A 23,090-nucleotide genomic window follows, 5' to 3' on the forward strand; every position below is an offset into this window, starting at 1 on the left:
TGTTCGTCATGCGGCCTGCGTCGCTGCCGCGCCGCGCAACGCGGCCAGTGCGTCGAGACGCTCGCCGGCTTCCGCGACGATTCGCGCGATCAGTGCATCGCACGATTCGATCGCGCCGATCATCGCGGCCGCCTGGCCGCTCGGCAGCACGCCTTCGTCGGGGCGGCCTTCGACGATCGCGCGCTGGATCAGGAACGGCGCGTTCGCGGCCATCAGCGTCTGGCTGGCCGTGTAGTCGTGCGAGCGCAGCGCCTTGATCGCGAGGCCGAGCATGTCGGCCGTGCTCAGCCCGTTCTGGCGCCGCCACGCGTCGGCCGTCTTCAGCGCGAACCACGTGCGGCGCAGCGGGCCGAAGCGTTCGAGCTTCAGCAGGTACGGGTTGTCGATCATTCGTTGCGGCAGCCCGTCGAGCGCGTCCGACACGCGGATGCGCGCCGGGTCGCCAACCGCCACGTAGCGCTCGAGCGTCGCGCGCGGCACCGGCGATTCCGCGCTCATCAGGAAGCGCGTCCCCATTGCGATGCCGGCCGCGCCGTACGCGAGCGCGGCCGCCAGTCCGCGCCCGTCGAAGAAGCCACCGGCCGCGACGACCGGCACGCGCACCGCGTCGAGCACCTTCGGCAGCAGCAGCGTGGTCGGCACCGCGCCCGTGTGGCCGCCGCCTTCCGCGCCCTGCACCGTCACGATGTCCGCGCCGAGTTCGACGGCCTTCGCCGCATGCTTCGGCGCGCCGACGGTCGGCATGCAGACGATGCCGGCATCCTTGAAACGACGGATCGTCTTCGCATCGGGGCCGCGCCCGTAGCTGACCGCGCGCAGCCGGTGCTCGATCGCGAGATCGACCACCTGCGCGGCGTTCTTCTGGAACATGTGGAAGTTGATGCCGAACGGCCGATCCGTCAGCGACTTCACCTTCAGGATCTCGGCCTCGACCTGCTCCGGTTCGAGCGTCGCCCCGGCCAGGAAGCCGAATCCGCCGGCGTTGCTCGTGGCGGCGGCGAGCCGCGCGTCGGCCACCCAGCCCATCGCGGTCTGCACGATCGGGTAGCGGCAGCCGAGCAGGTCGCACAGCGGCGTATGCAGCGGGCCGTGAAGTGTCGTGCTCATGCGGCGGCTCCGTTGACGGCGACCGGTGCCGGCGCGTCCGCGCGGTCCGCGCCGTTCGGCTGGCGTTGCGAGCTCGCCATGCTGCGGGCGTCGTAACCGCCGAGGCGGTCGCCGCTGACGAGCTCGTTGTGCGCATGCGCGAAGTGATGCCACGCGAACGCCGCGTCCATCGCCGCGCGCTTGCCTTGCAGTTCCTCGACGTGATTCAGCGCCTGCTTGGTCAGCGTGAGCCCGAGGCGCGGCATCGTCGCGATCTTCGCGGCGATCGCGTAGGTCGCGTCGCGCAGCCGCTCGCGCGGCACCACGCGGTTGACCATCCCCATCTGGTACGCGCGCTCGGCCGGCATCCGCTCGCCGAGAAACAGGAATTCCTTCGCGATGCGCGGATTCAGCTCGTACGCGTGGGCGAAATACTCGACGCCCGGAATCCCCATCCGCACGACCGGATCGGCAAAGAACGCATCCTCCGACGCGACGATCAGGTCGCACACCCACGCGAGCATCAGCCCGCCGGCGATGCACGCGCCCTGCACCATCGCGATCGTCGGCTTCGGCAGGTCGCGCCAGCGCCGGCACATGCCGAGATACACCTCCTGCTCGCGCGCATAGAGGAATTCGCCGCCTGCCTTGTCGACGTGGTCGTACCACAGCGACGCGCGCTCGAACGACTCGTGGATGTCGCGGCCCGGCGTGCCGATGTCGTGACCGGCCGAGAAATGCTTGCCGGCGCCCGCGAGCACGATCGCCTTCACCGCGTCGTCGTGCGCCGCGCGCCGGAACGCCGCGTCGAGCGCATACGTCATCTTCGAGTTCTGCGCGTTGTGGTAGTCGGGGCGGTTCATCGTGATCGTCGCGATGCCGTCCTCGAGCGCGTAGTCGACGACACCGTCGCCGAACGTCATCCGGGTCGCTTCCATGTCGGCCCTCATCCCCGGCGCGGCGCCGGATTGTTGCGCACGATCGTCGCGCGCAGGTTGTGCGGATCGAGCGCGCGCACGATGCGCAGGTCTTCCGCGTTCGGCGCTGCCGTCGTGCTGATGTCCGGCGAGGCAAGCAGCGGGAAACCGGTCGCGTCCTGCACCTCGTCGAAGCTCACGCCCGGGTGCAGCGAGCGCACGCGGATCGCGTGGTCGGGCCCGCCGAAATCCATCACGCACAGGTCGGTGACGATGCTGCGCAGGTCGACGAAGGTCTTCATCCCGGGCAGCCGGCGCGCCGGGTTGTAGCCGACCGTGCACACCATGTCGACTTCGCGTTCGACGAACGTGCGCTTGCCATGGCCGCTGACGAAGAACGAGTTCGCGTGGTTCGTCGTGTTGCCGGGGAAGCCGCGTGCGCCGAGCAACTGGGTTTTCGGGTGCGCGTAGTCGTCGCCGAGCCACGAAATGTTGGCCTGGCCGAAGCGATCGATCTGCGTCGGCATCATCAGCGCATGGCGGCGCCCGTGCCACAGGCAGTCGAACACGCGCTCGTAGGTCATCCAGCCGCTCGCCTTCACGCGATAGCCGTCGGGGCGCGGGCCGAGCGGCACCGGCTCCTCGACGAGATACGCTTCGCCGTCGGTCAGCATCAACCCGTTGTTGTACGCGAGCCGCGCGAGGCCGGCCGCGAGCCGCGGGCCCGTACCGATGCCGGTCGCCAGCACTTCGCCGTCGTCGCGCCACAGTCGCGCGGACGCGACGATCATCAGTTCCGCGAGGGAATGGTCGAGAGATTCGCTCACAGGCGCTCCTTTACAGAATCGGCAACGGCAGCGTCGTCACGTGCGACAGCCCGCCGACGCCTTCGAGGTACTGACGTTCGTCCTGGCCGACCACGTCGCGCAGGTACGCCGCCGTCCTGGCGTCGTCTTCCGCGCTGGTGCAGTACGCGCGCAGGTGCGGCAGGTCCCAGCCGTAGGCCGGCCCGCACGACGTCGGATGCGCACCACCCGGTGCGTGCACGACGCCCGTGACGAGCGAGCGCTCGAACGGATTGCGGCGCGCGGCGTCGAGGTCGTCGCTCGCGAGCGACGCATCGACCGTTTCCGCCGATACGTAGCAGCGCCGCGCGGCGCGCGCCATCCACGCATCGAAGAACGGATCGGGGCCGTCGATACGCGTATTGCCCATCCGGTCGGCCGCGTTCACGTGCAGCAGCGCGACGTCGAGTTCGATCGCCGGCATCGCGAGCAGCGTCTCGCCGTCGTCGTACGGCGACTGCACCGTGCGCAGTTGCGGCGCGTGATCGAGCAGCGCGGTGCCGAGCCCGGCGCGCGTCGGCAGGAACGGCAGGCGTGCGGCGGCCGCGCGCAGGCCGAGCTGCAGCATCCCTTCGTCGAGTTCGAGCACGTCGATGCGGCCCTGCTCGCGGGCGCGGCGGAAATGCGGCTCGAGCGGGATCACGTCGAGCGACACGAAGCCGAACACCACCTTGCGCACCTTGCCCGCCGCGCACAGCAGGCCCACGTCGGCGCCGCCGTACGCGACGATCGTGAGGTCCTTCAGGTTCGAGCGCGCGATTTCGCGCACCAGCGCCATCGGCTTGCGCCGCGGCCCCCAGCCGCCGATGCCGATCGTCATGCCGTCGGCGAGTTGCGCGACCACGTCGCGCGCGGACATCGTCTTGTCGAGAGGTTTCATCGTCATCGTGCTGGCTTACCGGTATCCGATGCTGAAATCGTGGCCCCACTGGCTCACCTTCGTGGCCTCGAACACCGCGTGCTTCGACCAGTCGACCGTGAGGCCGCCGAAGCCGTATTCGAGATCGAAGCCGCCGGGGGTCTTCATGTAGAAAGAGATCATCTGGTCGTTGCAGTGCCGGCCGAGCGTCGCGGACATCTTCACGTCGTGCGCGGCGACGCGGTCCAGCGCGCGGCCTACTTCGTCCATCGAATCGACTTCGGCCATCACGTGCACGCAGCCGGACGGCACGGCCATCTCGAACAGCGCGAGGCTGTGATGGCGCGCGTTGCGGCAGTGCATGAAATGGATTCGCTTTTCCGGTTCGGCCGGGTCCGGCGTGAACTTCACGCGGTAGATGTCGGACAGCTCGAAGCCGAGCACGCCGCGCACGAACGCATCGGTCGCGTCGAACTGCGGCGCGGGCAGCACCGCGTGGCCGAGCCCCATGTCGCCGGTGACGAAACGCGCGACGCCCAGCGGCGACACGAAGCGGCGAAAGTCGCAGCGTGCGCCCCAGTACAGCTCGTGGCGGTTGCCGGACGGATCGGTGCACCACGCCATCGCCTGCACGCGGCGCAACGCGGCTTCGTCGCGGCTGGCGCGCACCGGCTCGACGCCGGCGCGCTGCAGCGCCGCGAGCGCGGCGTCGAACGCGGCGCCGTCGGGCAATTCCCAGCCCGATGCGAAATAGCGGTCGGCCGCGCCGGGAACGATCACGTAGCGGAAATCGCGCTCGTCCATCTTCAGATAAAGCGCGCCGTCGGGCGCGTCGAGCGCCTGCATGCCCAGCACGTCTTCCGCGTAGCGGCGCCACGCATCGACGCGCGTCGCCTCGACGACGACGTAGCCCAGCGCACGGACATCGATCATGTCGGCCTCCTCCTGGTTCAGAATCCGTTGTTCGTGAAAGGATTCTGGCCGGTCGGGGGTGGCGTTACATCGTCTGTTGGGACGAGAGGACGGGCGGTAAAAGGCGGGGATGGCGGCGCGGAAGCGCGCCGCAGGAGGATTCGGTGCTCGGCGGGTGAAAGGTGGCGGCCGGTCACGGCAGCCAGGGCGGTGCGTTCGCCTGCCGGGCGGTCACCGCCCGCCCCGGCTTCGCGCGACCGGCAGGCCGCCTGCCGCGACGTTACTCGAACGGATTCAGCAACCGGACGCCGGTGCGAGCGAAATCGTCGACGTTGCGCGTGACGACCGTCAAATCGTTGATCAACGCGGTGGCCGCGATCAGCTTGTCGAGTTCGTGCGTCGGATCGGGCACGCGCAAATGCCCCCACATCTGGCCGGTTTCGACATCGACCGGCAGGATGTTCGGCGCATAGCCGGACAGGATCATCGTCAGCCAGGCCTCGAGCGCCGACGCCTGGCTGTGATCGCCGCGATGACGGATCAGATCGACACCGCGCCGCAGCTCGGCCACCGTCACGACGGACAGGTAAAGCGGGCTCGCGTCCGCTTCGGCCTGCCTGAAGAACGCCCTCACGCCGCGGTTGGTTCGCTTGCCCTTCCTGATTTCGCTGATGACGTTCGTATCAATCAAAAACACGCCTGACCTCGCCTGAATCCTGAACACGTTGGAAATCCGCGTCTTCACCCACCTCCGGCATGCTCATCAGCACTTGCGCGAATGTGCGCCGCTTCGGCCGGCCGAGCGCTTCGGCCAGAATGGCTCGATGTTCGGCCTCGGCGCTCCTGCCGTTGGCCGCAGCCTGCTCGCGCAGGCATTGAACGAGAGTGTCATCCACGTTACGCACCAGAAGATTTGCCATGATTACCTCCATCCAGATTTGCTATCAATGATAGCGTCATGAAGGTAAATTGCAAGCATTGCTATCACCTTCCTGACCGGACGGACCCTGGAGTCGGCGTGAGCCCGTGGCAGCGGACGACAGGAATTCGTCACCCTTCCGCCGCTGGCCCGACGCATCGAACTGCTGTCGCTCAAGGTAAGCCGGAGCGGGACGATCCGGAAGCCGGCCAAATGGCCAGTCGGGTGGCGTCGACCACGATGAAGGTCCGGCGGCAAGGAACGGAATTTGCGGCGCGACCCGCCGTTGGCGACATCGGCGACCGATACGCGCGTCGCACCGGTTCGCGCTGAAACATCATGTTGCACAACGAGCCGCGACCGTCGCACATCGTTTGATACCATCGAACGACAAGACCGGCGATCGAACGCCGTGCGAAGCGCGCAGAAGACCTTGCATCGACGCGGACCCTCCGTGCCTGAAATCCCGATCCAAGACACGAGACGCTCTTCAGTGGACCTTGTTACGCCTGCCCTGCAAACCCTGTTCTCCCCGACACCCGACAAACTCTACTTCCCGGCATGCCTGGCGGCCGTGGCGATCATCGCGTGGCGCGTCGCCCGGCACGTGCCGTTCTACCGGGCGGCCGTCGACAAATCGCTGTCGATGCGCTACCGCAATCTCGACGGCTTCCGAGGCATCCTGGCCACCTCCGTGGTGTTCCATCACTTCGCGTGCAACCAGGCATTGCTGTCGACCGGCGTCTGGGGCGCCGGCACCGATTTCCTGCGCAATCTCGGGACGATTCCCGTCGCGATGTTCTTCATGGTCACCGGGCTGCTGTTCTGGGAGCGCGCATGCAGAGGCACGCTCGACGTGCGGACCTTCTTCGTCGGGCGCGTGCGACGCCTCGCGCCGCTCTATCTGTTTTATGCGGCCGTCATCGTCATCTGCACGCTTTACTGGTTTCCCCGCAACGCCGTCGGCGCACCGGGGCAGTTGCTGGCCGATCTGCTCAAGACCGTTTCGCTCGGCTGGTTCGGCGCGTTCCCGATCAACGGAGCGGCGCGCACGCCCTATCTGAGCGGCGTCTGGTGGACCCTCGCGTACGAATGGCGGTTCTACGTCGCCGTTCCGTTTCTCGCATGGTTCGTCGCCACGCGTGCATGGCGCAAGCTGCTCGCGCTCGCGATCGTCCTCGCCTGCGCCGCGCTGTTCGGGCCGCCCGGCGGGATGGCGCTGCTGTTCGCGTTCGGCGCCGTGGCCTACGAGGTGTCGCGGCACCCCGCGATCCGCGCGCGGCTCGCCACGAAGGCGGCGGCGACCGTCGCGCTGCTGATCCTCGCGATGTCGCCGTCGCCAGCCGAACGCTATTCGATCGCAGGCGCGCTGCCGCTGCTTCCAGTGTTCTTCTGCATCGCATGCGGGAACACGTTCTACGGCGTGCTCAAGACCCGCCCGCTCGCGCTGCTCGGCACCGCGAGTTTCAGCATCTACATGATCCACATGGTGATCGTGTACATGATCATTCACGCATTCAACAAGTTCGTGTTCCCGATCAATTCGACCGACGACTCGGGCATCTGGGCGCTCGCGCTCGTCTGCGCGCTGGTTGCCGTCCTGTGTTCGCTGCTCACTTACCGCTACGTCGAGCATCCGTTCATCGCGAAGCGCAACGACGCACGCGCGGCACGCCGCGCGGCCGAGCCCGCTCGCGAGCGCCAAACGGTCGCGCCGTGACCGGGCGCGTTCAGAAGCGGTACGAGATGCCGATCTGCAGAACCGGATACCACCGGTAGCGCGACATCATCTGCCGCAACGAGTCGAGCCCGCTCGCGACCAGTACCTGGCTCTTCGCCGGTCCGGCCGCCGCGGCCAGTTCCGGCGACAGCGTGTACGAACATTTCGGTATCCCGTACGCGACGCCGATGTCGGCGACGAACCCGAGCCCTTTCGACGCCGGTCGATGTCCGTAGCCGATCCCGACATACGGCATCACGGTCGGATAGCGCGCTTCCGCGACCGCGTACATCCCCGGCAGCGCCGGATAGCGCTTGCCGCCGAACACGTAGGTTCCGTTGGTCGGCACCGACACGCCGTGAAGCTCGTCGTCGTTGAAGCGCAGCCCGAGCGTCGCGCGAAAGCCGCTGCCTCGCCACGGGAAGATGTCCGCATAGATGCCGCCCTGGCGCAGCTTCAGGTCGTCCTGATAGCGGTTGCCGGCCACCGTGAAGTCATGCGTCAGATTGATCGCGTTGAAATCCGCGTGCGCGCCCAGCATCGAATTGAAGCTCACGGCCGCGCCGATGCCGACGCCCTGCGTGCCGCCCTGCAGGTAGATTTCCTGCGCGTGCGCGCTCGCGACGAACATCACCGCGACCGCTGCCCATTGGTTCGCTGTCGTTTTCACGGGCGTCTCCCCCGACATGTGCCGGGCGCGACGCGACGCACACGCGACCTTCGTCGCGATGCGCGATGCGAACCCCGGCACGACACCTTGCAAGCACGCTTGCTGTTCGACGGATCGGGGACGCGTTGCGCGGTGCGCATGACCGATACGACATGCGCTGCGCAGGCGCCGTGGCACACGGCGCGCGCGACCCGATCCGATTCCCCGTCTGTTTCGATGTCGTTACATGCCGCCGATGCGCGGATCGTTCTGGCGAAATGCGTCTGCGCGGGCGACATCGGGGGAACCGCAAAGGGCGTGCCATGCGGCGCGGACCGAAGCGGAAGAAGCGCTACCCATCGGGACGGGGCGTGGCGCGGATCGCAAACGAGGGGAAATGTTTCAGGAACGTATCCGTATTCGGCGAGCGGCGCCGAAACACGCGAAAGGCGGCCTCTCGCGCCGATCGCGCGACGCAGGCACGACGAGGCCGGACGGCCGTCAGCGCACGCGGATCGCCGTTGCGATCACTCGTGCGCGGAGGAATACGTTGAAAAAGCGTTGCAAAAGTGCGACCTCGTGCCGGTCGCAAGCGGCGCTGATGCGCGCTCGTGCGTGACGAGGCAGGGTGAATACCGATGCGTGCGCATGCATCTTGTCCGTCGATGATTCAATACATGATTCGAAACGACGGCAACGGACCGATGAACACATCGATCACTCGACGACCGGACAAAGACAATTGCAGCCGTATTGAACGATTGGCATTGCCATGCCCTCACAACGTGCCCCAACTGCAGCGTCGGGCATACGAGCGTACTTCGCCGTAATGCCAACTCAATCACGATGTACTGATTTACGAGCTTCCTATGACGACACGTGAGCTGGGTGTCTTGGTACAATTCGTCGGCCAACCGCAAGCCGATTTGGCAATCGACCCGACCGCTAGAAGGCCGCTGGTGAGGCAGTGATTCTCTAGTAACTCGGATGTGCCGGCGGCAATTAATTAGACCAATCGAATACCGGGGGAAACTGTGAATCGATTTGCACTTCTTTTGTTAGTGGCAACCGTAGTAGCCGGTTGTAATTCGAAACAGTCGGACAACATTCAATCTTCCGCGGCGAGCCCCAACGCATCTAGCGATAGCGCCCAGGCGCAACAACCGTCACCGCCGGTAGTCGCTGCGCCTGCGCCCCTACCTCCTTCACACCATTATGCGATGAGTCAGGATGGCACGTATGGATACGAGCCAGCGCTCAGCGAAGACGACGTGAGAGCGGGAAAAGCAACAAAAGCGCTTGTCATGATGCGCTATGTTGGTCTGAGGGAGGGGAGCTATATTTTGCTGCTTGTCGACGAGGACAATCCGAACATTTCTAACCGTATCACGTGTCAGGCTCCGTGCAGTTTCGCCAAATCGCAAACCATGGCTGGCGACTCGATTCTCAAGACCGAAACAGTGCGGGTTGTACCTAATTCGCTTATCGGCGCGATGATCGAAGACGCGATGTCGGGACAACTGACTCCCTATGGTCAACGTACGTCCGAGTCGACCCCATCGACTTTTCCCGTGACTCAATCGCCCGCCAACCAAGCCGCAAGCGATGTGATGGCATCCCCGCTGCAACAAACGAGCTTCGACTGCGCCAAAGCGAAGTCGATTCCCGAATTTTTGATCTGTCACGATGCAGATCTTGCCGCAGCGGATCGGGATCTCGCCACGACTTACCAGCAAGCGAAAGATGCCGCAACCGATAAATCCGCGTTTGTTGAGCGAACACGCAAACAGTGGAACTTCCGGGAGAAAAATTGTCGCGACAAGGAATGCCTGACATCGTGGTACGCATACCAGAAACGCATACTGACAAAGATTGCACAAACTGGTGATGTCACTGCCCAAGATAACTGATGCACCGTAAGTCAATCCGAAGCCCGCTCATCCGAGCGGGCTTTTTCGTGCTTGCTACAACCCGTACCCGCCCGAGACGTTCAACTGCTGCCCGGTGATGTAACCCGCCCGGTCCGACGCGAGAAACACCGCCGCGCGCCCCACGTCGCGCGCCTTGCCCCAGCGCTTGAGCGCGAGCATCTTCCGCGTCTCGTCGATCCACGCCGGGTCGAACTGCCCCTGTTCGAGCAGCACCGGAAACATCCCGGCCTCGATCACGCCGACCAGGATCGAATTCGCGCGAATGTCGTAACGCCCTTCCTCGCGCGCCAGCCCCTTGATCAGCGCCTCGTTCGCCGCCTTCGGCGCGACCGACAGCCCGTCGCGATCGGGCCAGCGCAGATGGCCGGCCGAGCCGAGCGTCACGAACGAACCACCGCCCGACGCACGGAAATGCGGCAGGGCGGCTTTCGCGGCGACGAAGAAGCCGATCGTCTCGACGTCGATCGCGCGGCGCCAGTCGTCGTGCGTCATGTCGCCGATATGGCGCTGGTTCACGAATGGCCCCGCCGCCCAGACGACCGTATGCACGCGCCCATGCGCGTCGATCGCCGCCGCGAGCGCGGCATCGACCTGCGCGGGATCGGTCACGTCCACGCAGTGCGTGGTGGCCGCGACGCCCTCGCCGCGAATATCGCGCGCCACGCGCTCGGCGACGTCGGCCTTGCTGCGGTAACCGACCGCGACCGGCACACCGGCGCGCGCGAACTCGAGCGCGACGCCCTGCCCGATGCCGCCGCTGCCACCGAACACGAGTACCGCGCCCGCCGGAAATCCGTTGTCGTTCATGCGTTCATCCCGTTCAGGGTGGTGGCTTCTTCGCTCAGGCCGCCGCCTCGGTCGCCGCGCGCAGTCGGTACTTCAGCACCTTGCCGGCCGCGCTCGTCGGCAGTTGCGCGACGAACGTGAAATACCTCGGCACCTTGTAGTTCGCCATGTTGCGGCGCGCCCAGTCGTTCAGTTCGTCGGCATCGGCGTGCGCGCCGGGCCGCAGCACGACATAGGCGTGCCCGACTTCGCCGAGCCGCGTGTCGGGCACGCCGACCAGCGCGACCTGCGCGATCGCCGGATGCGCGGCGAGCAGCCGCTCGATCTCCGCCGGATAGCAGTTGAAACCACCGACGATGAACATGTCCTTGATACGGTCGGTGATCTTCAGATTGCCGTTCGCGTCGACGCAGCCGAGATCGCCCGTATGCAGCCAGCCCGCCGCATCGACGGTCTCGCGCGTGGCGTCCGGCTGGTTGAAGTAGCCGCGCATCACGTTGTAGCCGCGCACCCAGATCTCGCCGGTCTCGTCCGGCCCGAGCGGCTCGCCGCCCGGCCCCGCGATGCGCAGCTCGACGTCCGGCATCGGCCGGCCCGACGTACGGGCGACCGTCTCGGCATCGTCGCCCTGGCGGCACAGCGTCGCGAAGCCGCACGACTCGGTGAGCCCGTAGCCGGTCAGCACCGTCTCGAAACCGAGCTCCGCGCGCATCCGCTCGATCAGGCTCGGCGCGATCGCAGCCGCCCCCGTCACCGCGATCCGCAGCGACGACAGATCGCGCGTCGCGCGATCGGGCGCGTCGAGCAGCGCGTAGTACAGCGTCGGCGGGCCGGGCAGCACCGACACGCGGTCGGCGGCGACGCGCCGCAGCACGTCGTCCGGCTGGAACACCAGATGCGGCAGCACGGTCGCGCCGCTCGACAGCGCGGCGAGCCAGCCGGCCTTGTAGCCGAACGTATGGAAGAACGGATTGACGATTAGGTAACGGTCGTCCGGGCGCACGCCGGCGATCGCCGCCCACGCCTGCGCGGCACGCAGGTTCTGGCCGTGCGCGGTCATCACGCCTTTCGGGCGCCCCGTCGTGCCGGAGGTGAACATCAGGTCCATCACGGTGTCGGGCGTGACCTGCGCCTCGCGTTCACGCACCGCGGCGAGCGGCACCGCCGCGCCGCGCGCGAGAAACGCGTTCCAGGTCTCGTCGTGCGCCCCCGATGGCGGTTCGCCGTCGAACACGACGACGCGCTCGAGCGTCGCCGGCCGATGCGGCGCGAGCATCGCCGGATAGGATTCGCCGAGGAAGGTGCCGCAGCAGAACAGCAGCCGCGCACCGCCGTCGTGCAGGATGCCGCCGACCTCCATCCCCTTCATCCGCGTATTGACCGGCACGAGGACCGCGCCGACGGTATGGATCGCGAGCGCCGCGACGATCCATTGCGGCAGGTTCGGCGCCCAGACCGCGATGCGGTCGCCGGGATCGATGCCGCTCGCGAGCAGCGCGCGGGCCGCATCGATGCGCGCGGCGTCGAGTTCCGCGTAGGTCAGCCGGCCGTGCTCCGACTCGATCGCCGGATGCGCGCCGTGGCGCGCGGCTGCCCGCGCGATCAGCGCGGGCGTGGTCAGGATTTCGTTGTCCATCGTCATAGATCAGGTTGCCGCGCGCGCCGCCAGCGCGCCACGGCTCAGTCGGGAAACACCACGCGCAGCGCATCGCTCGCGGGCCGCGCGCAACAGGCGAGCGTCCAGCCGGCCGCGATCTCGTCGTCGTCGAGCACGTGGTTGCGGTCGAGCGCGACCGCGCCGCGCTCGATCCGGCACATGCACGCGCCGCATTGCCCCATCCGGCACGAATTCGGCGCCGGGACGCCCGCGCGCAGCATCGCGTCGAGCAGCGTTTCGCCGGGCGCGCCGTCGAACGCGAATGCGTCGCCGTCGAGCACCGTCTCGATCGCGGCAGCTGCACCGGACGTCGACGTTGCCGGCGCCGCGTCCACCGGCGCGCCGCCTGCCTGCGCCGGCGCATCGGGCAGCGACGCGAACCGCTCGACGTGCACGCGCGCACGCGGCAGCCCGAGGCCGAGCATCGCGGCCAGCGCGTTCTCCATGAACAGCGCGGGCCCGCAGATGAACGTCTCCTGCTGGCTGAACGGCCGCGCGAGTTCCTCGAGATGGCGCTGTTGCGGAATGCCCTGCACGCTGTCGAGCCAGTGCATCACGCGCAGGCGGCCCGGATGGCGCTGCGCGAGCTGCTGCAGTTCGTCACGGAAAATCACCGCACGCTCGTCGCGATTCGCATAGATCAGCGTCAGCATCCCGCGGCCGTGCACGAGCGCCGATTTCAGGATCGACAGCACGGGCGTGATGCCGCTGCCGCCCGCGAACAACAGCAAATCGGCGTCGAGCGTGCGCGGCGTGAACACGCCGGCCGGCGGCAGCACGTCGAGCGCGTCGCCCGCCTTCACGCGATCGCACAGCCAGTTCGATGCGCGGCCGTCACGCACGCGCTTGACGGTGATCTTCGGCGCCGCATCGATGCCGGGTGCGCTGGACAGCGAATAGCAGCGCGCGACGGCCGCATCCGCGCACGGCACGTTCAGCGTCAGGAACTGCCCCGGCCGGTACGCGAACGCGTCGCGCAACGCGGCCGGCACGTCGAACACGAACGAGCACGCGTCGTCGCTTTCGGCAATCACGTCGGCCACGGTCAGCCGATGGAAGCGTGAATCGCTCATCGCCGGTTCCTTGCGTCACGCGGCCGCATGGGCCACCGGCGCGCCGGGTGTCGTATAGGCGCCGTCGAGATAGACGAGCGGATCGACGTCGCCGCTCATCAGCACCTCGCGGATGCGCCCGATGAACACCGTATGTGTGCCGTACTCGAAGCGGCCGTCCTGCTCGCACACGAGGCTCGCCTGCGAATCGCGCAGATACGGCACGCCGTGCGGCGACGTGTGCCAGTCGCCGGTCGTGAAGCGCGCTTCGCCCTTCAGGCGGCCGCTGCAGTCGATCGCGATGCCTTCGTGGCGCGCGGACAGCACGTTCACGCAGAATGGCGCGCCCGCATCGAGCGGCGGATACAGCGACGCGGTGCGGTTGATGCAGATCAGCAGCGACGGCGGATCGGTCGACAGCGAATCGACCGCCGTCGCGGACATCGAGTAGCGCCGGCCGTCGTGCGCGCTGCTGATGACCGTGACCGAACGCGCGAGGCGACGCATCGCGAGCAGCATGTCGGTGCGCAGCGGATGGGGGGTGAGATCGCTCATGATCGGACTCCGTCAGGTTCTGTCGTGGATGGCCGGGCGGACCGCCCGCCGGCGTCGGCCGCGCGGGCGGCCAGGTGATCGGCGGCGAGATACCCGAAGGTCATCGCCGGACCGAGCGTCGAGCCCGCGCCGGGGTAGCTCGCGCCCATCATCGATGCGCTGCTGTTGCCGATCGCATAGAGGCCGTCGATCGGTTCGCCGTCGGCGCGCAGCACGCGGGCGTGCGCGTCGGTGACGAGCCCGCCCTTCGTGCCGATGTCGCCGGCGTCGATCCGCACCGCATAGAACGGCGGCTGGTCGACCGGCCCCAGGCACGGGTTCGGCTGGTTCCGCGGGTCGCCGTAATACGTGTCGAACGCGTTGTCGCCCTTGCCGAACGCTTCGTCGACACCGGTGATCGCGTAGCGCGCCATGTCGCGCAGCGTGTCGTGCAACCCCGCCGCGTCGACGCCGATCCGCGCGGCCAGCGCGTCGATCGTGTCGGCCTTCACGAGCACGTCGCGAAACGCATCCGGGATCCTCGAATCGGGCATCATCGACGCCGGCATGATCGGCCCGCACGGATACTTGCGGCGAAAGCGCGCGTCGAACACCATCCATGCCGGCACGCTCGCGCCGGTGCGCGCATGATCGCGATACATCGCGGGCACGAATTCGGAATACGGCGCGGCCTCGTTGACGAAGCGCCGGCCGAGGCCGTTGACGATCACGCAGCCTGGCAGGTTGCGTTCGACGAACAGCGCGCGCTGCTTCTCCTCGCCCGCGACGCCGACGGTCGGCGCACCCCACACGTGCTCCATCAGCGCCAGCGCGCCGCCGAGCCGGTGGCCTTCGGCAATCGCATCGCCCGTGTTGGACGGCGGCGTCGCGCTCCACTGCGTCCGGGTCGGCTGCGGCAGGTAACGTTCGCGCATCGGCTGGTTGCGCTCGAAACCGCCCGCGCCGAGGATCACGCCGCGCCGCGCGGCGATCGTCACCGGCTGTCCGAAGCGCTGCACGCGTACGCCCGTCACGCGGCCGTCCACCTCGAGCAGGTCGCGCATCGGCGTCTCGAGCCACACGGGCACGTGACGGTCGAGCAGTGCGCGACGCAGCCCGCCGATCAGCGCATTGCCGAGCGTCAGGCGCCGGTCGCGCCGCGTGCGGCGGCGCATGCCGACATCGAGCCAGTAGCGGCCGAACTGCGCGATCGCGAGCCGCATGAAACCGGGGCCGCGCGAGAACAGCGTATGCGCTTCCTTCGACGTCACCGCGACGCGCCCGCCGATCAGCGTGCCGGGCGATGGCGGCCGCAGCCGCTCGAACTCGTCGCCGAGCAGCCCGCCGTCGAATGGCAGCGGATCGAGCGCGCGATACCCCGGCATCGCGCCCGGCAGCTTCTGGAAATAGTCCGCGTACATCGGCAGCGCCTGATAGCGCACGGGCGTCTTCGATTCCAGATAGCGCAGCATCTCCGGCGCGCGGTCGAGATACGCATCGAGCTTGTCTGGCGTCGAGGCGCCGGCCGTGCACGCGTCGAGATAGCGGCGCGCGGCGTCGCGCGAGTCGGTCGCGCCGAGTTCGGCGATATGGTGATTGCACGGCACCCAGATGCCGCCGCCCGATACCGCCGACGTGCCGCCGTACCGCGCCGTCTTCTCGATCACCACGACGGACAGCCCGTGGTCGGCCGCGCGGCACGCGGCGAGCAGCGCGCCCGCGCCCGAGCCGACGACCACCACGTCGAACGCGTATTGCCGTGCTTGCGTGTCGTTCATCCTGGCCCCGTCAGATGAAGAAATCGGTGTTCTCGCGGCCGAGCATCACCGCGCCGAGGTTCTGGCCGAAGCGGTCCACGTTGTTCGCGTAGTGCGCGCGGGCCGCATGCAGGTCGAGGAAGCGGCGCACCAGCGGATTGCGGTGATAGATGCCGTTGCCGCCCGCATAGCGCAGCAGCGCGTTCGCGGCCTGCGCGCAGCGTTCGGCGACCTGCGCGGACTGGTAGCGGAAATGCACGCGGCGCTCGATCGACACCGCCGGGCCGCCGGTCACCGACGCCATCAGTTCCGCGAAATTGCGCTGGAGCAGCACCTTCATCTCGTCGATCGCCACCGCCGCGTTCGCGCATGCGTGCTGCGCGCCCGGATCGTCGGTCGTCTTCGCGCCGCTGTTGGCGGACACGCGCGTCGCCGCATAGCCGGTGAAATCGTCGAGCGCACCCTGCAGCGCGCCGATGCACGACGTGCACACCGCACGCACGAAAATCTGCGCGAACGGCAGCTTGAACAGCGGCGCGTCGTTGACCGCCAGCCCGGGGCTCGTGCCCATCATCCCGTCGATCGCCTTGTGCGTGCGGTACGCGGGTACGAACGCGTCGTCGACGACGATGTCGTGGCTGCCCGTCGCGCGCAGGCCGAGCACGTCCCAGTCCTGCTCGATCCGGTAGTCGGCTTTCGGCAGCAGGAAGGTGCGGTATTCGGGCGGCTGGCCGGCCTCGGCCGGCGGCACCAGCGCGCCGAGGAACACCCATTCGCACAGTTCGCTGCCGCTCGAGAACTTCCAGTGGCCCGACAGCCGGAAGCCGCCGTCCACCGGCGTCACGCGGCCGACCGGCATGTAGGTCGACGCGATCAGCGTCGCCGGATCGTTGCCCCACACGTCCTGCTGCGCGCGTTCGTCGAACAGCGCGAGCTGCCAGTTGTGCACGCCGACCACGCCGTACACCCACGCGGTCGACATGCAGCCGCGCGCGAGCGCCATCTGGATCTCGAAGAAGGTCTGCGGATCGAGCTCGTAGCCGCCGTAACGTTTCGGCTGCAGCACCTTGAAGAAGCCGGCGGCCTGCATGTCGGCGATCGTCTCGGCCGGGATGCGGCCCTGCGCTTGCGCGTGCGCGGCGCGGCCGGCCAGCGTCGGCGCCAGCGCCTCGGCCCGGGCGATCAGCGTGGCGGCCAATGCGTTCGAATCGTTGTCGCGATGCACGAATGTCTCCTGTGGAACGGGGGCGGCGCCGCGGCGCCCGCCCCGCTCCCGTTCAAAGTTGTTCGGCGCGGCCTGGCCGCGGGCGATGCTCGCCACCACCGATGGTCGGCTTCGCGCGAGCGCGCCGCATCGTCCGACCGGACGACGGGCGCGGCCCGGTGCATCACGCGCAGGCCCGTTCCTTCTCGCGATTGAAGAACGGAATCACGTGCTCGCCGATGTTGCGGATCGTCTCCATCTGCGCTTCGTGCGGCACCGTACCCATCTGGCACAGGAACAGCACTTCGTCGACACCGGCTGCCTGCAGGCGGCCGACATAGCCGATGCAGTCGTCCACCGTGCCGTACGCGTGGTTCGGGTTCATCATCGCGAGCGCCGGGTCGGCGAAGTTCACGACGACTTCCTCCGACGCGAAGCGCGAGCGGATCACCATCTCGCCGGTGTCGGCCTGCACGAGGTCGTCGCCCCACTTCGCCGGGTCCGGCCGCTCGCCGCCCGTGTACCAGTACGCGAGCGATTCCATGAAGTAGCGCTGGCCGCGGATGCCGATCTTGCGGGCCGCCTGGCCGTCCGCCATCACCACCGTCGGGCACAGCGCGGCGAGGTGCTGCGTCGGGCGGAAGCCGACCTGGTCTTCCGGTTTGCGGTTCGCCCATGCGTCGCGGTACACCGCGTTCTTCTTCGCGACTTCGTCGGGGCCGCCGAAGCCGAGCACCAGCGCGCCCATCCCGCGCTGGCCGGCGCGCAGCAGCGCGTCGGTGTTGGTGCATGCGAGGTACATCGGCGGGTGCGGGTCCTGGAACGGCTTCGGGTGGATCGGGCGCTTCGGAATCTTGATGTACTGGCCGTCGTGCTCGATCTCGTCCTGCACGAACATCTTCGGCACGAGGTACATCGATTCGTCGATCATCGGCTGCAGCGCGTCGAGGTCGTAGCCGAACGCGCCGGCTTCCTGCTGGCTGCCGCCCTTGCCGACGCCGAAATGCACGCGGCCACCCGACAGGATGTCGAGCAACGCGACCCGCTCGGCCACCTTGATCGGGTGATTCATCGCCGGCGGCAGGCACACGACGCCGTGGCCGAGGCCGATGCGCGTCGTGCGGCCGGCCAGGTACGCGAGGAAGGTTTCCGGCGCGCTCATGTGCGCATAGTTGGTCAGCGACGTGTGTTCCACGCACCAGATCGTGTCGAAACCGACCTGCTCGGCGAGCAGCGCCTGTTCGACCGTTTCCTTGAACACCCGGTGGTCGCCCTCGCGCGACGCGTCGGTGGTCTGGGCTTCGTAGATGAGGGAAAACTTCATTGCGTGCGTCTCCATGTCTGTTGGACGAATCGGGGTCGCGCAGGCCGCCCGCACGATACGGACGAATAGCGACGGTCCACGAATGGGAGTGTCGGCGCGCCGGCTGGCGCGGGCATCATCTGTTCGGAGTAGCCGGACGCCCGCGGGGACAGAGGGGTTTCACGGTCATCCGATCGGACTGCGTGAGCACGCGAGCGGCGCGCTAGCATCGGACGACGGCGCATTGCACGCCGCCCACATCAAGACAAGGGAGAACCGGGATGAAGGTATCGATGCTGCTGTATCCGGTCGACGACATCGACACGGCGTTGCCGCTGTTCGTCGACGGGCTCGGCCTGAACGTGAAGTTTCGCGACGGCGACCGTTATTGCGCGCTCGACGGCGGCCCGCTGACGATCGCGCTGGTCGCGGGCGACGAGCAGATCGTCGAGCGCGCGGCGCTCACGCTGCGCGTCGACGAGGACGACGACCTGTATGCGGCGATGGCGCGGGTCGTGAAGGCCGGCGCATCGGTGCGCGTGCCCGTGCAGGCCGGACCGCACGAATACCGCGCGGTGCTGGAGGACAGGAACGGCGCGTTGCTGGTGATTTCGCAGAAACGGTCGGCATGACGATGCGCGGCGCGGCCGCCGGATGCACGTGCGCCGGATCCCGCGCGGGCGTAGCCGGCGTCACGCGGCCGCGCCCGACGCGCGCAGATCGCTGGTTTCCAGCAGTTCGAGCAACGTGCCGGCCGGCTGGCTGAGCCGCTTCGCGGCCAGCGCGATGAATTCGACGTCGGGCAGCGCGGGCAGCCCGTCGCCGTTCACGGGCGGCGCCAGCCCCCGCGCGGACAGGTACTGCGACGTCGCGGTCAGCCCGAGCCCCGCGCGCGCGGCCGCGATGCAGCCCGGCTGGCTGCTGCTCGAACACACGACTTCCCAGCCGATGCCCTTTTCCGCGAGCGCGTTCAGCACCACCGCGCGCGTGACGCTCGGCTCGGCCACCAGCACGAGCGGCAGCGGGCGCTCCAGATCGACGACGGTGCCCGGCCGCGCGACCCATTCGAGCCGCGCGCGCAGCAGCGGCGTGCCGCGCCGTTCGCCGAGCCGCCGCTTGCCGATCATCAGGTCGAGCGCGCCCGCGTCCATCAGTGCGTAGAGCCGGCTCGTCATGCCGGTGGTGATTTCCAGCGCGACATCGGGATGCGCGGCGCGGAACCCGGCCAGCACCTCCGGCAGCGCGACGAGCGCGAGATCGTCCGACGCGCCGAGCCGCACGCGCCCCTGCAGCCGCGGCTTGCGAAATTGCGATTCGGCGCGGTTCAGCGCCTGCAGGATCACGTTCGCGTGCACGAGCAGCGCCTCGCCGTCGGCCGTCATCGCGATCGAATGGGTATCGCGCACGAACAGCCGGCGGCCGACGCTCTCTTCGAGGCGACGGATGTGTTCGCTGACGCTCGACTGGTTGAGCCCGAGCTGCCGGCCCGCTTCGGTGAAGCTGCGGCAGTTCGTGACGGTCGCGAACGTCTTGAGCCAGACGGGATTGAGCATCCCGCATTGTCATCGTCATTTCCGATGACAGTCAATGCCTTGAGGCGGCTTCCCGATGACCAGCGGAATCGGTACCATCGAGCGCTCGACGTCCGGCACGCGCCGCGCGACCGCGCAGCGGCGCCGCCCGCCGGACTTTCGCCCCACCGATTTCGCCATGTCCCGGGAACCCACACACTCCGCGCTGCTCTGGATCGTCGCCGCTGCGTTCTTCATGCAGTCGCTCGACACGACGATCGTCAACACCGCGCTGCCGTCGATCGCCCAAAGCCTGCAGGCGTCGCCGCTCGCGATGCAGCCCGTCGTGGTCGTCTACACGCTGACGATGGCGATGCTCACGCCGGCGTCCGGCTGGCTCGCCGACCGGTTCGGCACGCGCCGCGTGTTCTCGGTCGCGATCCTCGTGTTCGTGCTCGCGTCGATCGGCTGCGCGGCGTCGCATACGCTCGGCCAGTTGGTCGTCGCGCGCGCCGTGCAGGGCATCGGCGGCTCGATGCTGCTGCCGATCGGGCGGCTTGCCGTGCTGCGTCGCGTGCCGGGCGAACAGTACGTCGCGGCGATCGCGTTCGTGTCGATCGCCGGCCAGCTCGGCCCGATCGTCGGGCCGACGCTCGGCGGCTGGCTCACGCAGGCGATTTCGTGGCACTGGGTGTTCATCGTCAACGTGCCGGTCGGCGTGGTCGGCTTCATCGCCGTGCAGCGCTACCTGCCGCACGACCAGGCGACGCAGCCGCCGCCGTTCGACTTCGTCGGCTGCGCGCTGCTGTCGGCCGCGATGATCGCGCTGTCGCTCGCGATCGACCCGCCGATGTCCGCGCACCGCGCGGCGTGGGCGGCCGCGCTCGCGGTGCTCGGGCTGGCAAGCGCGCTCGCGTATCTGCCGCACGCGCGGCGACGCGCGCAGCCGCTGTTCCGGCTCGGGCTGTTCCGCGAGCCGAACTTCGGGTCCGGGCTGCTCGGCAACCTGCTGTGCCGGATCGGCACGAGTTCGGTGCCGTTCATGCTGCCGCTGTTGATGCAGGTGCAGCTCGGCTATACGCCGCTGCAGTCGGGGCTGATGATGCTGCCGGCCGCGATCGCGGGCGTCGTCGCGAAACGGTGGATCGCGCCGCTCGTGAAGCGCTTCGGCTATCCGACGTTTCTGGTCGTGAATACGGGGATCGTCGGCTGCGCGATCGCGGGGTTCGCGCTGGTGTCGGCGCGGCCCGCGCCGGTGCTGGAAGGCGTGCTGCTGATCGTGTTCGGCGCGGCGAATTCGATGCAGTTCGCGGCGATGAACGGCGTGACGCTCAAGGGGCTGTCGCATGCCGACGCCGGCAGCGGCAACAGCCTGTTCACGATGATGCAGATGCTCGCGATGGGTCTGGGCGTCTCGATCGGCGGCGGGCTCGTCAACCTGTTCGCCGCCTATCGCGGCTCGATGGCGCACGGGTTCATGCTGTCGTTCGCGTGCATGGGCGCCGTGACGCTGCTGTCGTCCGTCGTGTTCCGGCGGATCGATACGGCCGCGCCGCCGGCCCATGCGGCGGCGCGCCCTTCCGCGTGATCGCGGCCGTCAGTTCACCGGGCGGCGCTCGACGACGCGCTTGAGCACCCAGCGGATCGACGAACCGTCGGCCGGCGGCTGCGCGACGCGATATTCGTCGACTTCGAGCGTGTACAGGTAGCCGGGCTGGTACGCAAAGCCTTCGATACCCGCGTACCACAGGCTCCACGGCTCGCCCGGGCTGCTGCGCACCTGCAGGCACTCCATCGGCGCGACGCCCGTGCAGCGCGCGGACTGCGGCGCGACGTAGACGGTCCGGGTCACGGGCTTGCCGTCGGCCGGGCGGGCCGCGGCCGGCGCGGTCGCCGCCGCATCGGTCTGGCATCCGGCGAGGAGCGTGCTGCCGGCAAGGATGGCCGCGCCAAGCAGCGTTCGGGAAGGGCGAATCATCTGATGTTCCTCTGGGAGCGTTGGAGGGCTCGATTAGACGAGCCGCCCGGCGCGAAAGTTCACAAATACCTTACAAAACCGGTTCGACCACCCTCATTTATGGGATGTCGCGCGCGCCGATACGTTACCGTGTTCCGGTTCCGCTCTGCGCAGCCGCCGGCGGTCCGCACGTGCACGCCGAGCGCATCGCGACCCGGCGGCCGCAACAGGAGACAACCCGAATGACCACGGCGACCGCGGCCCTGCCGCCGCATCTTGCCCAGTCGAAACTGACGCTCGAGCAGTTCGACGCCTTGCTCACGAAGATCTACGAAGGCCCGCTCGAGGACGTCCCGTGGGGCGGCGCGCTCGAACAGATCCGCGTGCACCTGCACGCGAACTACGCGACGATGATCCTGCGCTGGCCCGCCAGCGGCCATGCGGGGCTGATGATCAATGCGTCGGAAAACAGCGCGCCGCTGCCGGGCGTCGCGTCGTACAACAGCTACTACTACGCGCTCGACCCGTTCGTGAACCTGCCGACCGATCGCGTCGTCACGGTCGACGAGTTGCTCGGCGCCGGCGTCTGGCGCAACAGCGCGATGTATGCCGAATTCCTGAGGCCGCTCGACGTCGGCCATCTGATGGGCGCCGACCTGCGCACGCACGACGGCGTCGAGTGCCGCTTTCGCGTGTGCCGTTCGCATCGCGACCACGCGTTCTCGGCGACCGACAAGGCCGTGTGCAACGCGCTGCTGCCGCACCTGAAGCGCGCGGTGCGGCTGCACGCGAAGTTCGGGATGGTCGAATCCGAGCGCACGTTGTATGCCAGCACGATCGACCGCATGCTCGTCGGCACCGCGATCCTCGACGAGCGCGGCGCGATCATGAAGACCAATTCCGTCGCCGACGAGATCTTCGCCGAATGCGACGGCCTGCGCGTGCGCGGCGGCGCGCTCGAAGCGTCGTATCCGCTGGAGGACCGCAAGCTGCAGAAGCTGATCCGCCAGGTGCTCGCGGAACGCACGGGCAGCACGCCGTCGGTCGCGCACGCGATCGCGGTGCCGCGCCCGTCCGGCAAGCCGCGGCTCGGCGTGCTGATCCGCGCGGTGCCGCTCAGCGAGTGGTCGGAGGACAATCCGCGCCGGCCGGCGTGCGCGATCTTCATCCGCGATGCCGAGCGCAAGTCGCAGGCGTCGCACGAGATCGTGCGCAAGCTGTTCGACCTGACGCCGGCCGAGACCGCGCTGGCGCTCGCGCTCGTCAACGGACAGACGCTCGAGGAAGCGGCCGACGAGCTGGCGATCAGCAAGAACACCGCGCGCTCGCATCTGCGTGCGATCTTTTCGAAGACCGGTGTCACGCGGCAGGCAACGCTGGTGCGGCTGTTGTTGAACAGCGTGCTGTCGCTGGGGTGAAGCGTTCGCCGCAATGCCGCCACCGCCGAATCCGCCTAGTCCGTTTCAACGTCGAAGCATCGGCGCAGCCCGC

The 23,090-nt window shown here is 68.2% G+C and carries 22 protein-coding genes; 5 read left to right on the forward strand and 17 right to left on the reverse strand.

What is annotated here, in order from left to right; genetic code table 11:
- Positions 1–6: 6 nt before the first annotated feature.
- From H0X95_RS03370 to H0X95_RS03400, 7 genes are all read right to left on the reverse strand, one after another.
- On the reverse strand, positions 7–1,107 hold the full coding sequence (locus H0X95_RS03370; RefSeq protein WP_059720825.1) for an NAD(P)H-dependent flavin oxidoreductase: 1,101 nt from the start codon (positions 1,105–1,107) through the stop codon (positions 7–9).
- Entirely contained in the window at positions 1,104–2,024 is a 921-nt protein-coding gene (locus tag H0X95_RS03375) for an enoyl-CoA hydratase (protein ID WP_006481536.1), read from the reverse strand. The genes H0X95_RS03370 and H0X95_RS03375 overlap by 4 nt, the downstream gene beginning before the upstream one ends.
- 8 nt (positions 2,025–2,032) lie before the next feature.
- Complete coding sequence (locus tag H0X95_RS03380; RefSeq protein ID WP_059720824.1) at positions 2,033–2,830, reverse strand: CoA-transferase subunit beta; 798 nt, start codon at positions 2,828–2,830, stop codon at positions 2,033–2,035.
- A 10-nt stretch (positions 2,831–2,840) separates the two neighbouring features.
- Positions 2,841–3,734, reverse strand: a complete 894-nt coding sequence (locus tag H0X95_RS03385) for a CoA transferase subunit A (protein ID WP_048988182.1) — start codon at positions 3,732–3,734, stop codon at positions 2,841–2,843.
- A gap of 9 nt (positions 3,735–3,743) precedes the next feature.
- Complete coding sequence (locus H0X95_RS03390) at positions 3,744–4,640, reverse strand: VOC family protein (RefSeq protein ID WP_058903174.1); 897 nt, start codon at positions 4,638–4,640, stop codon at positions 3,744–3,746.
- 259 nt (positions 4,641–4,899) lie between these two features.
- Positions 4,900–5,316, reverse strand: a complete 417-nt coding sequence (locus tag H0X95_RS03395; protein ID WP_006481544.1) for a type II toxin-antitoxin system VapC family toxin — start codon at positions 5,314–5,316, stop codon at positions 4,900–4,902.
- Positions 5,303–5,539, reverse strand: coding sequence for a FitA-like ribbon-helix-helix domain-containing protein (locus H0X95_RS03400; RefSeq protein WP_059720844.1), 237 nt, complete (start codon positions 5,537–5,539; stop codon positions 5,303–5,305). Before H0X95_RS03400 ends, H0X95_RS03395 begins: the two co-directional genes overlap by 14 nt.
- Positions 5,540–6,031: 492 nt before the next feature.
- On the opposite strand from H0X95_RS03400, the gene H0X95_RS03405 reads away from it, so the two are divergent.
- Positions 6,032–7,258, forward strand: a complete 1,227-nt coding sequence (locus H0X95_RS03405) for an acyltransferase family protein (protein WP_048988176.1) — start codon at positions 6,032–6,034, stop codon at positions 7,256–7,258.
- Positions 7,259–7,268: 10 nt separating this feature from the next.
- On the opposite strand, the gene H0X95_RS03410 is transcribed toward H0X95_RS03405, so the two are convergent.
- Positions 7,269–7,946, reverse strand: coding sequence for a hypothetical protein (locus tag H0X95_RS03410; RefSeq protein ID WP_077176171.1), 678 nt, complete (start codon positions 7,944–7,946; stop codon positions 7,269–7,271).
- A gap of 1,181 nt (positions 7,947–9,127) precedes the next feature.
- Between H0X95_RS03410 and H0X95_RS03415 the strand changes: the two genes are divergently transcribed.
- Positions 9,128–9,817, forward strand: coding sequence for a hypothetical protein (locus tag H0X95_RS03415; protein WP_077214643.1), 690 nt, complete (start codon positions 9,128–9,130; stop codon positions 9,815–9,817).
- Between the two features lie 54 nt (positions 9,818–9,871).
- Here the strand turns inward: H0X95_RS03415 and H0X95_RS03420 are convergent, their stop codons facing one another.
- The 7 genes from H0X95_RS03420 to H0X95_RS03450 form a co-directional block, all read right to left on the reverse strand.
- Positions 9,872–10,645, reverse strand: coding sequence for an SDR family NAD(P)-dependent oxidoreductase (locus tag H0X95_RS03420; protein WP_059720822.1), 774 nt, complete (start codon positions 10,643–10,645; stop codon positions 9,872–9,874).
- Positions 10,646–10,679: 34 nt separating this feature from the next.
- Positions 10,680–12,266, reverse strand: coding sequence for a FadD3 family acyl-CoA ligase (locus tag H0X95_RS03425; RefSeq protein WP_034202281.1), 1,587 nt, complete (start codon positions 12,264–12,266; stop codon positions 10,680–10,682).
- Between the two features lie 38 nt (positions 12,267–12,304).
- Entirely contained in the window at positions 12,305–13,354 is a 1,050-nt protein-coding gene (locus tag H0X95_RS03430; protein ID WP_059720821.1) for a ferredoxin--NADP reductase, read from the reverse strand.
- A 15-nt stretch (positions 13,355–13,369) separates the two neighbouring features.
- Positions 13,370–13,888, reverse strand: a complete 519-nt coding sequence (locus tag H0X95_RS03435; RefSeq protein ID WP_006483126.1) for a flavin reductase family protein — start codon at positions 13,886–13,888, stop codon at positions 13,370–13,372.
- Positions 13,885–15,645, reverse strand: a complete 1,761-nt coding sequence (locus tag H0X95_RS03440) for an FAD-dependent oxidoreductase (protein ID WP_059720820.1) — start codon at positions 15,643–15,645, stop codon at positions 13,885–13,887. The genes H0X95_RS03435 and H0X95_RS03440 overlap by 4 nt, the downstream gene beginning before the upstream one ends.
- A gap of 10 nt (positions 15,646–15,655) precedes the next feature.
- Positions 15,656–16,849, reverse strand: a complete 1,194-nt coding sequence (locus tag H0X95_RS03445; RefSeq protein ID WP_059720819.1) for an acyl-CoA dehydrogenase family protein — start codon at positions 16,847–16,849, stop codon at positions 15,656–15,658.
- Positions 16,850–17,012: 163 nt separating this feature from the next.
- The gene (locus tag H0X95_RS03450) at positions 17,013–18,152 is read right to left on the reverse strand and encodes an LLM class flavin-dependent oxidoreductase (RefSeq protein ID WP_006493091.1); all 1,140 of its coding nucleotides are present in this window, start codon (positions 18,150–18,152) and stop codon (positions 17,013–17,015) included.
- Positions 18,153–18,412: 260 nt separating this feature from the next.
- On the opposite strand from H0X95_RS03450, the gene H0X95_RS03455 reads away from it, so the two are divergent.
- Complete coding sequence (locus H0X95_RS03455) at positions 18,413–18,763, forward strand: VOC family protein (RefSeq protein WP_006483121.1); 351 nt, start codon at positions 18,413–18,415, stop codon at positions 18,761–18,763.
- A 60-nt stretch (positions 18,764–18,823) separates the two neighbouring features.
- On the opposite strand, the gene H0X95_RS03460 is transcribed toward H0X95_RS03455, so the two are convergent.
- On the reverse strand, positions 18,824–19,684 hold the full coding sequence (locus tag H0X95_RS03460) for a LysR family transcriptional regulator (protein WP_059720818.1): 861 nt from the start codon (positions 19,682–19,684) through the stop codon (positions 18,824–18,826).
- Between the two features lie 157 nt (positions 19,685–19,841).
- Here H0X95_RS03460 and H0X95_RS03465 point away from each other — a divergent pair, with 157 nt between their 5' ends.
- The gene (locus H0X95_RS03465; RefSeq protein WP_059720843.1) at positions 19,842–21,230 is read left to right on the forward strand and encodes a DHA2 family efflux MFS transporter permease subunit; all 1,389 of its coding nucleotides are present in this window, start codon (positions 19,842–19,844) and stop codon (positions 21,228–21,230) included.
- A 9-nt stretch (positions 21,231–21,239) separates the two neighbouring features.
- Here the strand turns inward: H0X95_RS03465 and H0X95_RS03470 are convergent, their stop codons facing one another.
- The gene (locus H0X95_RS03470) at positions 21,240–21,620 is read right to left on the reverse strand and encodes a DUF4377 domain-containing protein (protein WP_034202277.1); all 381 of its coding nucleotides are present in this window, start codon (positions 21,618–21,620) and stop codon (positions 21,240–21,242) included.
- 221 nt (positions 21,621–21,841) lie between these two features.
- Between H0X95_RS03470 and H0X95_RS03475 the strand changes: the two genes are divergently transcribed.
- Positions 21,842–23,017 carry a helix-turn-helix transcriptional regulator gene (locus tag H0X95_RS03475; RefSeq protein WP_059720817.1) on the forward strand — a complete coding sequence of 392 codons (1,176 nt, stop codon included), beginning with the start codon at positions 21,842–21,844 and terminating at the stop codon, positions 23,015–23,017.
- Positions 23,018–23,090 lie beyond the last annotated feature (73 nt).

This window comes from Burkholderia sp. 9779_493, assembly GCF_015712215.1.
In the GTDB taxonomy this organism is placed as follows: domain Bacteria; phylum Pseudomonadota; class Gammaproteobacteria; order Burkholderiales; family Burkholderiaceae; genus Burkholderia; species Burkholderia cenocepacia.

What these genes read in the sequence shown, in the direction of transcription:
- H0X95_RS03370 (WP_059720825.1), bottom strand. Translation starts at nt 1,107, where the DNA reads ATGAGCACGACACTTCACGGCCCGCTGCATACGCCGCTGTGCGACCTG.
- H0X95_RS03375 (WP_006481536.1), bottom strand. Translation starts at nt 2,024, where the DNA reads ATGGAAGCGACCCGGATGACGTTCGGCGACGGTGTCGTCGACTACGCG.
- H0X95_RS03385 (WP_048988182.1), bottom strand. Translation starts at nt 3,734, where the DNA reads ATGACGATGAAACCTCTCGACAAGACGATGTCCGCGCGCGACGTGGTC.
- H0X95_RS03390 (WP_058903174.1), bottom strand. Translation starts at nt 4,640, where the DNA reads ATGATCGATGTCCGTGCGCTGGGCTACGTCGTCGTCGAGGCGACGCGC.
- H0X95_RS03400 (WP_059720844.1), bottom strand. Translation starts at nt 5,539, where the DNA reads ATGGCAAATCTTCTGGTGCGTAACGTGGATGACACTCTCGTTCAATGC.
- H0X95_RS03410 (WP_077176171.1), bottom strand. Translation starts at nt 7,946, where the DNA reads ATGTCGGGGGAGACGCCCGTGAAAACGACAGCGAACCAATGGGCAGCG.
- H0X95_RS03415 (WP_077214643.1), top strand. Translation starts at nt 9,128, where the DNA reads ATGAGTCAGGATGGCACGTATGGATACGAGCCAGCGCTCAGCGAAGAC.
- H0X95_RS03420 (WP_059720822.1), bottom strand. Translation starts at nt 10,645, where the DNA reads ATGAACGACAACGGATTTCCGGCGGGCGCGGTACTCGTGTTCGGTGGC.
- H0X95_RS03425 (WP_034202281.1), bottom strand. Translation starts at nt 12,266, where the DNA reads ATGACGATGGACAACGAAATCCTGACCACGCCCGCGCTGATCGCGCGG.
- H0X95_RS03430 (WP_059720821.1), bottom strand. Translation starts at nt 13,354, where the DNA reads ATGAGCGATTCACGCTTCCATCGGCTGACCGTGGCCGACGTGATTGCC.
- H0X95_RS03435 (WP_006483126.1), bottom strand. Translation starts at nt 13,888, where the DNA reads ATGAGCGATCTCACCCCCCATCCGCTGCGCACCGACATGCTGCTCGCG.
- H0X95_RS03440 (WP_059720820.1), bottom strand. Translation starts at nt 15,645, where the DNA reads ATGAACGACACGCAAGCACGGCAATACGCGTTCGACGTGGTGGTCGTC.
- H0X95_RS03450 (WP_006493091.1), bottom strand. Translation starts at nt 18,152, where the DNA reads ATGAAGTTTTCCCTCATCTACGAAGCCCAGACCACCGACGCGTCGCGC.
- H0X95_RS03455 (WP_006483121.1), top strand. Translation starts at nt 18,413, where the DNA reads ATGAAGGTATCGATGCTGCTGTATCCGGTCGACGACATCGACACGGCG.
- H0X95_RS03460 (WP_059720818.1), bottom strand. Translation starts at nt 19,684, where the DNA reads ATGCTCAATCCCGTCTGGCTCAAGACGTTCGCGACCGTCACGAACTGC.
- H0X95_RS03465 (WP_059720843.1), top strand. Translation starts at nt 19,842, where the DNA reads ATGTCCCGGGAACCCACACACTCCGCGCTGCTCTGGATCGTCGCCGCT.
- H0X95_RS03470 (WP_034202277.1), bottom strand. Translation starts at nt 21,620, where the DNA reads ATGATTCGCCCTTCCCGAACGCTGCTTGGCGCGGCCATCCTTGCCGGC.
- H0X95_RS03475 (WP_059720817.1), top strand. Translation starts at nt 21,842, where the DNA reads ATGACCACGGCGACCGCGGCCCTGCCGCCGCATCTTGCCCAGTCGAAA.